This window comes from Oleiagrimonas citrea (assembly GCF_012395255.1).
Lineage (GTDB): Bacteria > Pseudomonadota > Gammaproteobacteria > Xanthomonadales > Rhodanobacteraceae > Oleiagrimonas > Oleiagrimonas citrea.
This window is the reverse complement of record NZ_JAAZQD010000004.1, coordinates 176,072-188,591: the sequence shown is the minus strand read 5'-3', so window position 1 is coordinate 188,591 and position 12,520 is coordinate 176,072. Positions and strand designations below refer to the sequence as shown.

The window sequence follows — 12,520 nt, the reverse complement described above, 5'->3', positions numbered from 1 at the left end:
GAGTACCAACATGAACGCCGTCGCCAACGACGCCACCCAGGACTACAAGGTCCGCGACATTTCCCTGGCCGATGCCGGCCGTCGCCGCATCCGCATGGCCGAGCAGGAAATGCCTGGCCTGATGTCCATCCGCGAGAAGTACGCGCCGCAGCAGCCGCTGAAGGGCGTGCGCCTGTCCGGCTCGCTGCACATGACCAAGGAAACCGCGGTCCTGATCGAGACCCTGAGCGCCCTCGGCGCCTCGGTACGCTGGGCCTCGTGCAACATCTTCTCGACGCAGGACGACTGCGCTGCTGCCATCGCCGCCAGCGGCATTCCCGTGTTCGCCTGGAAGGGCGAGACGCTGGAAGAGTACTGGCAGTGCACGCTGGACATGCTGACCCATCCGGGCATGCAGGGTCCCGAGCTGATCGTCGACGACGGCGGCGACGCCACGCTGCTGATCCACAAGGGCGTGGAGATGGAAGACGGTTCGGACTGGGTCGACCAGCCCGGCGCCAGCACCGAGGAGCAGGTCATCAAGAACCTGCTGAAGAAGACCCGCACCGAGCGTCCCGGCTTCTGGAAGAAGGCCGCCGCCGACTGGAAGGGCGTGTCCGAAGAAACCACCACCGGCGTGCATCGCCTGTACCAGCTGGCCGAACAGGGCAAGCTGCTGATCCCGGCAATCAACGTCAACGACTCGGTCACCAAGTCCAAGTTCGACAACCTGTACGGCTGCCGCGAGTCGCTGGCCGACGGCATCAAGCGCGCCACCGACCTGATGGTCGCCGGCAAGGTCGCGGTGGTCTGCGGCTACGGCGACGTCGGCAAGGGCTGCGCGCATTCGCTGAAGGGCTTCGGCGCGCGCGTGATCGTCACCGAGATCGATCCGATCTGCGCCCTGCAGGCGGCGATGGAAGGCTTCGAGGTCTCCACGATTGAGGACACCCTCGGCAAGGGCGACATCTACGTCACCACCACCGGCAACCGCGACATCATCACCCTCGAGCACATGAAGGCGATGAAGGACAACGCACTGGTTTGCAACATCGGCCACTTCGACAACGAGATCCAGGTCGAGAAGCTGCAGTCCGACACGTCCATCAAGCACGAGAACATCAAGCCGCAAGTGGACCGCTATACCTTCCCGTCCGGCAACAGCATCTACCTGCTGGCCGAGGGTCGTCTGGTGAACCTGGGCTGCGCGCACGGCCATCCGGCCTTCGTGATGTCCAACAGTTTCTCCAACCAGACGCTGGCGCAGATCGATCTGTGGGCCAACAAGGACAGCTACGAGAAGACCGTCTACCGCCTGCCGAAGAAGCTGGACGAGGAAGTCGCGCGTCTGCATCTGGAGCAGATCGGCGTAAAGCTGACCAAGCTCACGCAGGATCAGGCCGACTACATCGGTGTGCCGGTGGAAGGTCCGTTCAAGCCGGAACACTACCGCTACTGAACCCGATACACCCTTATCGAAAGGCTCCCGGTTGCGACCGGGAGCCTTTTTCATGTCTGGCGCCATGGCGCCCGGGCGTGAAACCGTCAAGCGGATGACGAACCATGGTCATGGCTTCATCTGCACTCCCGGTCGGCGCCATCGTATTGCCCTGATTTGAACAGACCGATATCCGGATGGCATGCCAAGATGACGTCATAGGAACTCCGTCAGGGCGTCATTCGTCATGCCGTCGCCAAGCGGAATACGGCCCCACAATGCTCGATATCCGGATACCGGACATCACCGGATTCCGCTTGTCGCGTAAAAGGCGGGTAATCGAAGTTCCACATCGTCAACAATCCGGCATGCATGAGTGATTCGTTCAAGGGAGATTGGGCATGAAAAGCCATGGAAGCAAAACGCTGATCGGCACGACCCTGGCGCTTTTCATGATATTCGCCAGTGCTGCGCAGGCCGCAAGCGGCCCTTTGCAAATTCGCCGCATCTCTCCGGACGGCAACGACGTCCAACCCGGCCAGGAACTGGTGATCCAGTTCGACCGCACCATGGTCCCGCTGGGGAACATGAAACGCCATGACGGCAACGTGCACGTGAGCGTGGCTCCCGATCCCGGTTGCGAATGGCGCTGGCTGGACACCAGCGAACTGGCCTGCCGCCTGCACAAGCAGAAGCGCTTCCGTCCTGCCACCCGGTACACGGTGACCGTGGATACAGCGTTGAAGGCGATGGATGGAAGCCATCTCGACGCGCCGGTGACGCAACGTTTCACCACCTGGCGACCGCGCGCGGACTGGGCCAGCTTCGAAGGCTGGCTGTCACCGGTGAAGCCCAGCTACAGCGTGCGTTTCAACATGCCGGTCACGCTGGCCGAGGTGGCCACGAAACTGGTCTTCGAGAGTGCCGACGAGCGCGTGCCGGTCAAGGTCACGCCCTACACCACCAAACGAACCGGACCGATCTGGCTGCCGGTTCCCGGTGCACCGGGTGCACTGGTGCTGGTGAACCACCCCAAGCCGGCCAAGCCGCTGGATGCGAACAAGCCTCTGTACGCGGCGCACCGCGTGTGGCAGGTAGTGCCGCAGCATGACCTCAAGCCCGCCACCGACTACGCCCTGACCGTGATACCGGGCCTGAAGAGCCCCATGGGATCGCTCCCCGGCGAGGGCGGCGTGCCGAACGGCGCCGACATGCATACCTATGGCGCGTTCGCCTTTGGCGGTATCCAATGCCGGGACAAGAGCGGGGATACGTACGTCGTGTCTCCCGGACAAACGTCCACATCGCGCTGTTCGCCCAGCAGCCCCAACCTTCTGTTCGACGTGCCGGTGCCGCGCGCCACGCTCGAAGCCATGCGCTGGCAGCCGCTCCCGCCCACCGACCTGCACGAGCGTTGGAAGAACTACCCGCAATGGTTCCTGCGCCCTTCGCGGGACCCCTCGGGCGGCGGCAGGAGCTATCCGCTGACCTTCAAGCTGAAGGCGATGCACGACTATGCGATCACCGTGCCAGCCGGGGTGAAGGATATGTTCGGGCGCCGACTGGCCAAGTCGGCGACGGTGCGCTTCCATACCGGCCACTACGACGGCTTTCTTGATCTGCCGCCGCTGCCGGCCATCCTCGAGGCCGGCGAAAACACCGTGGTTCCGATGCGCTTCATGAATGCGGACCTGGATGGATTCCGATTCGACTACCGGCGCCTGTTCGCTGGCAACCTGCGTGGCGACACGCCAACCGGGACCACCCCGGCGCGTACTGTGGACCTGCTGCATCGTCCCGGCATCAAGATCGTACCGGACCAAGTAACCCATACGTCGCTGGGCGTACGCGAACTGCTGGACCAGCGCTCCGGCTTGCTCTGGGGCGAGCTGAAGTGGTCGGCGCCAGAACATCAGAAAGTCCGTGCGATGTTGCAGGTCACGCCCTACCAGGTCTTCGCCAAGCTGGGGCACTTCAACAGCATGGTGTGGGTGAACGACTTCAAGACCGGCAAGCCAGTCGCGGGCGCCAAGGTACGACTGCTGTCTGCACCAGCCGGGCAATTCAACCGTTTGGTCACCGCGGCCGGTCACACCGTCACCACCGATGCCGACGGCATGGCTTCGCTTCCCGGCAGCATCGCGCTGGGCAAATCCTGGTTCAATCAATGGGGGCGCGATAGCCGCAAGTTCTACGTGTCCGTCACCCATGGCAAGAACATGGCCCTGCTACCGCTGACCGGCACGTTCAGGCGTTCCCTGTATGGCGCCAGCCACAGCACGGTGTGGGCGAACAACCGACCGCAGTACGGCCACATGCGCACCTGGATGGTCAGCAGCCAGGGCATCTACCAACCCGGCAGCAAGGTGAAATTCAGCGTGTTCGTGCGCAACCAGGACAACGCCAGCCTGGTCGCGCCGCCCGACCTGGACTACACGCTGAAGGTCACCGACCCCACCGGCAACGTGGTACTGACGCGCCAGCACCTGAAACTGTCCGCGTTCGGCGATGCCCAGGCGCAGCTGCATGTAGGCCCGAATGCGCCGACCGGCTGGTACGACGTCAGCCTGTCCTGGCCGACCCCGACCGGCCGCGCCCGCCAGCAGACCGGGCGTTTCATGGTCACTGAATTCGTGCCCGCGCCCTTTCACGTCCAGGCCATGCTCAAGGGCACGTATTTCGGTCCCGGCGACACGGTGCCGGCCAGCGCCAGCGCGCGCCTGCATGCCGGCGGACCGTACACCGATGCCAAGGTGCGCTTCACCACACAGATCGTGGCGAGCACATTCGCGCCGGATACCCCGCTGGCCTCGGGTTTCAGTTTCGGCGGATACGATTACAACGCACCACCCTCGGTGACCGTCGCCCAGACCGACGGCATGCTCGACCATGACGGCAACAGCAGCACGAAGATCAAGCTGCCAAGCAAGACGCACATCGTCTACGGCCGTGTGCAACTCGAGGCGGCCGTGCAATCGGCGCGAGCCACTCGCGTGGCTGCTCAGGCCAGCGCGGTGTATACAGCACGCGACCGCTTCATCGGCCTGCGCACCGACTCGTGGCTACAGAACGCCGGCAAGCCGTTCGACGTGCAGTACCTGGTGGTCGACGCTGACGGCACCCCGCAAGCCGGCAACGCGGTGAAGCTGGATCTGCAGCACCGCGTCATCAGCAGCACCCGGGTGAAGAATGCCAGTGGCGACTTCGACGTCCAGCAAGACGAAAGCTGGCACAGCGAAGACCACTGCCAGGCGCGCTCGACCACTCGTCCGGCGCAATGCGCGTTGACGCCGAAGCATCCCGGCAACTATCGCGTGATGGCCACGGTAACCGACACCCGCGGCCGCGTGCAGAAGAGCGTGCTGTGGACCTGGGTCACCGGTGCCGGTGAGGTTCTGTGGCCCCACAAGCATGGCGTGACCCTGGTACCGGACAAGAAGATCTATCACGTCGGCGACGTGGCCCACGTGATGGTGCAGAACCCGTACCCCGGCGCCCAGGCGCTGGTCACGGTGGAACGCTACGGCATGCTGTGGAAAAAGCGGGTGACGCTGAAGGGCGGCGCACCAGTGATCGACGTACCGGTCGACAAGTCGATGTTCCCCGGCGCCTACCTGTCGGTGACCATTTTCTCACCCCGAGTCAGCCCGCCGTCCGACCCTGACCTGGGCAAACCGCAGGTGGCGATGGGTTATCTGCCGCTGCACATCCAGGGCAAGGGCAGCGCGCTGAAGGTCGCAGTCGCGCCGGACGCGCCGCTGCACAAACCGCGCGAGACCGTGAAGGTGGACGTCAAGGTGCGCGGCCCACACGGCAAGGCGCCGGGACGCACGCGACTGGTCGCGGTGGTGATCGACCAGTCGGTGCTGGACCTGCTGCCCAAGGGAGCGGCCACCTACGATCCGCTGGCGCGCTTCTACGCACCGCCGCAGGGACCGGACATGGGCAACTACAGCCTGGCCGAGCAGCTGATCAGCCGCCTGCAGCCGCGCAACGGCAAGGGCCAGAGCCCCGGCGGCGGCGGCGGTGCCAGCGCCGGCCCCAACGTGCGCAGCCAGTTCAAGTCGGCGGTGTACTGGAACGCGACGCTGGTGACCGACGCCAGCGGCAACGCCACGTTCCGCTTCAAGCTGCCGGACAACCTCACCCGCTGGCGCATCCTGGTGGTGGCCATGCGTCCGGGCGAAGCGATGGGTCTGGGCGATGCCAGCGTACGCGTGAACCTGCCGATCCAGATCCAACCGGCCCTGCCCAACCAGGTGCACGTGGGCGACCACTTTGGCGCCGCCTTCAATGTCACCAATCGCACCGATGCGCCGCGCACCGTCGATACCACGTTGTCGGCCAGCGGACCGATTGACGGTGGCCGTGTCCACCGCAGCGGTCCGTTGCGGCTGGGCAAGTTCGAGCACGGCCTGAGTTGGCTGAAGGTGCACGCGACCGACGCCGGTGCGATCCGCTTCACCGGCAAGGCGGTCTCCGGCACGCTGGGCGATGCGATGACCACCACCATTCCGGTGCGTCGCGCCGGTGCCACCGAAGTGGCCGCCGAATATGGCAGCCTCACCGGCGGTGACAAGCAGCTGCCGGTGAAGTTGCCCAAGGGCGCGCTTCCCGGTTCGGCGAAGCTGGACGTGAACCTCGCGCCGACCCTGATCGGCGGCCTCGACGGCGCCTTCGCTGTGCTGCGCGACAACCTGCTGCAGACTTGGGAAATCCGTCTCAGTCGCGGTGTGCTGGCTTCCGACTACCTGCGCCTGAAGCCGGTCATCGGCGATACCTTCCGCTGGCCGAATGCTGGCCACGAGGTTCAGCGCACGCTGGACGCCGCCTCGAATTTCCAGGCTCCCAACGGCGGTATGGCGTTCTGGATTCCAAGCCAGAGTTTCGTCAGCCCGTACCTGTCGGTCTACACAGCACTGGCCTTCAACTGGCTGCAACGTGCTGGGCACACTCCGCCCGCTGACGTCGAGAAACGTCTGCACGACTACCTGCGCACGCAGATCCTGGCGCGCAAGGGTGACGAGGGCGCGGCACCGATCCTCCGTGCCGGCGCGATAGCGGCACTGGCTCCCGGTGGCCAACTGCCCAAAGGCACCGTGGCCGGCATGGTTCCCGACCTGCACCGGCTCGACCTGTTCGGCCAGGCCCTGCTGCTGGAAGCCGCGCTGGACACGCACGACCACGCCAGCGCTCGCGCCATCGTCAAGTCGCTGTTCTCCTATGCCGAGGAATCGGCAGGCGCGATCTCCTTCAACGAGCGCCGCAGCGACAACTACGTCTCGCTCCTGTCCACACCGTTGCGCTCCAACTGCGTCATCCTGGATGCGCTGGCCAAGTACAAGAAGGAGATCGGCGACCAGGGTCTGCTCGGCGACACGCCGGCGAAACTGATGCGCTGGGTCACCCGCCAGCGACGCAACGCCGGTGGCTGGCCCAACAGCCAGGAAAACGTGTTCTGCACCACGGCCATCGTGCACTACGCGGATGTATACGAGACGCCGGTCAAGCAGTTGCACGGCAGCATCGTGGTCTCCGGCAAGGCGGTCGGCGGCGCCGATTTCGCCTCGCGTCGCGCAGGTGGTCAGCGCGTGGCACACACGCTGGACAAGGCCGAGCGGACCGGACCGTTCCAGGTTGCGGTGCACCACGGTGGAACGGGCCGGCTGTACTACAACGTGCGCCTGACCTACGCCATGCCACCCGATGCACTGGGCGCCACCGATGCCGGCATCAGCGTCAGCCGCGCCTACTTCGTGCAACGCGGCAAGCACTGGCTGCCGGTGGCGGCGGACACCGTGCTCAAGCGGGGCGACATTGTCCGCGTGGAACTGTCCGTGGATGCGCCCACCGAGCGTCATTTCGTGGTGGTCAGCGACCCGTTGCCCGGTGCCTTCGAAGCGGTCAACCGGCAGCTGGCGACGGCGATGACCAGCACGCCCTCGGCACGTCCCGGCGTGTCCGTGCTGATGTTCGACGCCGGCGCCTGGCCCAACATGTCGATCGTCAGCGGCGGCTTCTACCACCGCGAAACGGCGCTCGATGCGGTGCGCTTCTACGCCGACGATCTGCCTGCCGGCCACTACGTGCTGGTCTACAGCGCCCAGGTGATCAGCCCCGGCCGGTTCATCGCGCCGGCCGTGCATGCGCGCGAGATCTACCAGCCGGATGTGTTCGGACGTGGCCGCGCCCAGCACCTGACTGTCGGAATGCCGGGACACTGAGATGCCCCGACGGCGGATCGTACTGGGCTCGACGGGGGCGGTGCTGATCGCTGCCGCCGGCCTTGCCGTCGCTACCTGGCAGGCGCTGATGCCACTGCCGGCCACCCTGGTTCCCCCGGCCGCCAGCGTGCGGCAGGTGCTGGCGGCCGATGGCACGCCGCTCAACCGCAGCTATCGCGACCGCCTCAACACCACCGCCACACTGCCATTGTGGCGGATACCGAAGCGCATCCGTGCCGCCTTCGTGGTCTCCGAGGACAAACACTACTGGCAGCACGCCGGAGTGGACTGGCGCGCGCGCCTGGCCGCGCTGTGGGGCAACCTGCGTGCCGGCCACGTGGAGCGCGGTGCCAGCACCATCGGAGAGCAGGTAGCGCGCATCCTCAAGCCACGTCCTCGCACCTACTGGAGTCACTGGACGGCCGGCTTCGACGCTGACCGCCTATTGCACCGCTTCGGCCACGCGGCGGTGCTGGAGTTCTACCTCAACCAGGTGCCCTACGGCGCACGCCGTCGCGGCATCGTGCAAGCGGCGCATTACTACTTCGGTCGTGAACCGTCCGCATTGAATCCGGCCGAGCAAGTGGCGCTGGCCGTACTGGTGCGCTCCCCCCGCCGCTACGATCCTCGCCGCCATCCGCGGGCCCTGCGTCGCGCCGTGGATCAGCTGGCCGCGCGCATGCACGCGCAGGGGGCCGTCGGTGCCGCTGGATGGAACGGTATCCGTCGCGCCCCGATCACGCCGGGACGGATGTCGTTGCCGGTCCGTGCCGGTCCATTCGTGGTCTACGCGAACCAACGCGCGCGTGCGCTGGGCATGGATGAACCCGTGCTGCACACCACCCTGGATCCGGACCTGCAGCGCTTCGTGCAGCAAGTGCTGCGGCAGCGCCTGCAGACCCTTCGCACTCGTGGCGCTCTCAACGCGGCGGCGCTGGTGGTGGACAACGCCAGCGGTGCGGTGCTCGCATGGGCGACCGCACCAGCCGGTAACGGGCTGGGCCTGGACCCGGTCGTCGCCCCGCGTCAACCGGGTTCCACGCTGAAGCCCTTCGTTTACGGCCTGGCCATGTCACGCCTGGGCTGGCAGCCCGACCACGTGCTCCGGGACACGCCCCTGGCAGAACCGGTCGACAAGGGTGTGCATCGCTACCGCAATTACAGCGGCCGTCACTACGGCCGCGTCAGTCTGCGCTACGCGCTGGCCAACTCGCTGAACATTCCCGCCGTGCGCACGGCGCAGGCCGTAGGTGCACCGGCCATTGTCGACCTGTTGCAGCGGTTCGGCTTCTCTGGCCTGGACAAGAGCGCCGACCACTACGGCCCGGCCATCGTGCTGGGCGATGCCGCAGTGACGCTGTTCGACCTGGTGCAGGGGTATGCCAGCCTGGCCCGTCATGGCGAATACCTGCCGCTTCACGTGCTCAAAGGCGCCCCACCGGTCACGCCCCACCCTGTGCTATCGCCGCAGATCACTTCCGTACTGGCCAGCATACTGTCCGACCCGGACGCGCGCAGCGCCGAGTTCGGCGCCGACAGCGTGCTGGACCTGCCCTATCCCACCGCAATCAAGACCGGCACCTCCAGCGACTACCGCGACGCCTGGACCGTGGGTTTCGACAACCGTTATACCGTCGGTGTCTGGGTTGGCCGCCTGAAGGGGGGCGTCACCGATCAGCTGACCGGCTCCAGCGGACCCGCGCCGGTGCTGCGTCAGATATTCGCCAGACTGCGCAGGCATGCACCCTACGCCGGGCTGTGGCATGACCCCCGCCTGTACCATGGCCCAGCCTGCGAATGGATCGGCCCGCCGTCCTGCATCCGGCGCCTGGAATGGCGATTACCGCAACGGGCGTTCGCTGCGCCAACGCGTCCATCCATTGCCATCGCCCAGCCCGTTGCCGGCGAAGTCCTCGCTCTCGACCCACGCATTCCGCGCACGCGCCAACGACTGCCATTGCGACTGGACACCGACCACGCCACCGTGCGCAAAGTCACCTGGCGCATCGACGGCGCCATCGTCGCGCGCGCTTCCGGCGACACCGCATCATGGATGATGACGCCCGGCCGACACCGACTTGAGGCGAACGTATGGTTGCAGGGTGAGCACACACCCCGACCATTGCCCGGCATCGATTTTGAGGTTCTGGCCGGAAAGGCATTACCGCCAGAGAGTCGTGCAACCGCCCCACACACCCATCGACCCTAGCCGGTCTTGGCCTTGGCATCCCCCGCCTCGAACCAGTGTTCGGTACGGTTGACCACGCGCACCACCGACAACATCACGGGGACTTCCACCAGCACACCGACGACTGTCGCCAACGCCGCACCCGAACGCAGGCCGAACAGGCTGATCGCGGTGGCCACGGCCAACTCGAAGAAATTGCTGGCGCCGATCAGCGCGGACGGCCCGGCCACGCAGTGCGGTACGCCCAGACGACGGCTCAGCACATAGGCCAGCCCGGCGTTGAAATAGACCTGGATGATAATGGGCACCGCCAGCAGCACGATCACCAGCGGCTGACGCAGGATCGCCTCGCCCTGAAAACCGAACAGCAGCACCAGCGTCGCCAACAACGCCGCCGTCGACCACGGGTCGATGCGCTTCAGCGTGCGCGCCAGCGCGGCCTCGCCGCCGCGCGCCAGACGCGCGCGCCGCCAGACCTGCGCGATCGCCACCGGCGCCACGATGTACAGGCAGACCGACAGCAGCAGCGTCGCCCACGGCACATGGATCGCCGCGACACCCAGCAGCACCGCCACGATGGGCGCGAATGCGACCACCATGATGGCGTCATTGAGCGCCACCTGCGCCAGCGTGAAATGCGGCTCGCCGCCGCACAGCCGCGACCACACGAACACCATGGCCGTGCACGGCGCCGCCGCCAGCAGCACCAGACCGGCAATGTAGGCGTCATGCTCGCCGGCCGGCAGCCAGGCCGCGAACACGTGGCGCACGAACAGCCAGCCCAGTAACGCCATCGAGAACGGCTTCACCGCCCAGTTCACGAACAACGTCACGCCGATGCCGCGCACCTGCCTGCGGACCCTGGACAATTCCGCGAAATCGATACGCAGCAGCATCGGCACGATCATCAGCCATACCAGTCCGGCGACCGGCAGATTGATCTGATGCACTTCCATCGCCGCCAAGCTCGCAAAAGCATGCGGCAGCACATGGCCCAGCGCGATGCCGGCCACGATGCACAACAGCACCCATACGCTCAGATAGCGGGCGAAGAAACCGATGGCCGGCGGCGCTTCGCGCACCGTCTCCGATGTCGCATTCATGCGTCGTCTCCGCCTTGTCCGATGTCGCGCAATGCACCCTGCAGCGCCAGTCGATCCAGCTTGTCCACCGGCAGAGCCAGCAGCAGGTCCACCCGGCGCCGCAGCAACACCCACGCCTGCAGATACGCGCGGCGGCGCGTCTCCTCATCGCCTTCGACCGCCGCCGGATCGGGCACACCCCAGTGCGCACTCACCGGATGGCCGGGCCAGACCGGGCAGACCTCGCCGGCCGCGTTGTCACAGACGGTGATGACGATATCCATCGCCGGGGCTTCCGGTGTCGCGAATTCATCCCAACTCTTGCTGCGCAGCGCACCTTCGTAGCCGAACTCGCGCGCCAGCGTCTCGGCCATCGGCTGCACACGGCCACCCGGATGACTGCCCGCGCTGTGCGCGGCGAAGCGCCCCGCGCCGAGCACATTGAGCATCGCCTCGGCCATCACGCTGCGCGCGGAATTGCCCGTGCATAGGAAAAGCACGTGTCGGATCGGTGCTTCCATGTCAGCAGCACGCCTTTTCAGTGGCCGGCTTCGCGGACGCGCCGCAGCACGGCCCGCCGGTCGATGCGGCATCGGGCGCATCCGTATAAGTCGTGGCCGTTCCCAGGGTGCGGAAGGTCTCCCAGCGCACGCCCTGTGGGTCCTGCGCCCAGAACTTGTCCGAACGCGCGTAACAGCAGACCGTGCCCTGTTCGGCCAGGGTCACCGCATCCGCCGTCTGCAGGCGATTGCCCAGTTCGTCCAGCTCGCCCGCTTCGTCGGCCTGCAGTCCCAGATGATCGATGCCGGCCGCACCGCCGCGCTGCGAAATGGCGAAATTCACACGCGGATCGTCCAACATCCATTTCGCGTAGTCGGCTTCGACCACGGTCGGGTCGGTACCGAACAGCGTGCGGTAGAAGCCAATGCTGGCCTCCAGATTCTCGACATTGACGTGTACGTGAAAGCGTTTCATGACGAAGTTTCCTTGCAGGAGCCGGAAGCACGCGGCGCGCACGCCACGTCCGCCGAACCGGCGCAACAGTTGTCGGTAAGAAAGTCGAGTAGACCGTTCATGCGGTTGTAGTTCGCGCGACAGCGGATGACGCGGCCTTGTCGCTCGTCCGCCACCAGCCCGGCCTGACGAAGCTGATTCAGATGATGATTGAGCGTGGCGCCCGCCAGGCCGGTCGCACCGGCCAGTTCGCCCACGGCCATACCCTCGCTACCGGCCTGCACAAGCAGGCGGAACAGGGCCAGGCGATGTTCGTGCGCCAGGGCGGTCAGGCATTCCAGAGCATTGGTTGATTCCATATTTCTAGAATTATAGAAATAATTGCTGCGGTCAAGCCCATGAACACCGAATCCGTAAGGTCCACCCCCACCCCGCCTGGTTCGTCTTTTGATGTAAACACCCACCCAGCAGACGCAGCGTAATGCCATCCACCGCGATGGGCCCCCTTTCAGCCTGCTACACCCTGGCGCAGCCAATCGACTGACACCCAGTCTCGGCGACGCGAATTCACCACGCCCCCTATCTCTCCTTCCGCACGGATCCTTGCACCCGCGCTTGCACATCCGCACCGAATCCGACACCATTCTCTTTATCT

General features: G+C 65.8%; 8 protein-coding genes. 3 read left to right on the top strand and 5 right to left on the bottom strand.

Annotated features, from left to right (window positions below):
* Positions 1-10 precede the first annotated feature (10 nt).
* On the top strand, positions 11-1,438 hold the full coding sequence (ahcY, locus tag HF690_RS10855; protein WP_168609448.1) for an adenosylhomocysteinase: 1,428 nt from the start codon (positions 11-13) through the stop codon (positions 1,436-1,438).
* Positions 1,439-1,662: 224 nt separating this feature from the next.
* Here ahcY and HF690_RS10850 read toward each other — a convergent pair whose 3' ends face one another.
* Positions 1,663-2,031, bottom strand: coding sequence for a hypothetical protein (locus HF690_RS10850; protein WP_168609447.1), 369 nt, complete (start codon positions 2,029-2,031; stop codon positions 1,663-1,665).
* Between HF690_RS10850 and HF690_RS10845 the strand changes: the two genes are divergently transcribed.
* Both HF690_RS10845 and HF690_RS10840 read left to right on the top strand, forming a co-directional pair.
* Complete coding sequence (locus tag HF690_RS10845) at positions 2,005-7,641, top strand: alpha-2-macroglobulin family protein (RefSeq protein WP_168609446.1); 5,637 nt, start codon at positions 2,005-2,007, stop codon at positions 7,639-7,641. The two genes, HF690_RS10850 and HF690_RS10845, sit on opposite strands and share 27 nt — an antisense overlap.
* Position 7,642: 1 nt before the next feature.
* Positions 7,643-9,850, top strand: coding sequence for a transglycosylase domain-containing protein (locus HF690_RS10840; protein WP_168609445.1), 2,208 nt, complete (start codon positions 7,643-7,645; stop codon positions 9,848-9,850).
* On the opposite strand, the gene arsB is transcribed toward HF690_RS10840, so the two are convergent.
* The 4 genes from arsB to HF690_RS10820 are packed head-to-tail and all read right to left on the bottom strand — an operon-like array spanning position 9,847 to position 12,224.
* A complete protein-coding gene (arsB, locus tag HF690_RS10835) occupies positions 9,847-10,932 on the bottom strand; it encodes an ACR3 family arsenite efflux transporter (protein ID WP_168609444.1) in 1,086 nt (361 codons plus the stop codon). The genes HF690_RS10840 and arsB overlap by 4 nt on opposite strands.
* The gene (locus tag HF690_RS10830; protein ID WP_168609443.1) at positions 10,929-11,432 is read right to left on the bottom strand and encodes an arsenate reductase ArsC; all 504 of its coding nucleotides are present in this window, start codon (positions 11,430-11,432) and stop codon (positions 10,929-10,931) included. The genes arsB and HF690_RS10830 overlap by 4 nt, the downstream gene beginning before the upstream one ends.
* Before the next feature lies 1 nt (position 11,433).
* Complete coding sequence (locus tag HF690_RS10825; RefSeq protein ID WP_168609442.1) at positions 11,434-11,886, bottom strand: ArsI/CadI family heavy metal resistance metalloenzyme; 453 nt, start codon at positions 11,884-11,886, stop codon at positions 11,434-11,436.
* A complete protein-coding gene (locus tag HF690_RS10820) occupies positions 11,883-12,224 on the bottom strand; it encodes an ArsR/SmtB family transcription factor (RefSeq protein WP_168609441.1) in 342 nt (113 codons plus the stop codon). The genes HF690_RS10825 and HF690_RS10820 overlap by 4 nt, the downstream gene beginning before the upstream one ends.
* Positions 12,225-12,520 lie beyond the last annotated feature (296 nt).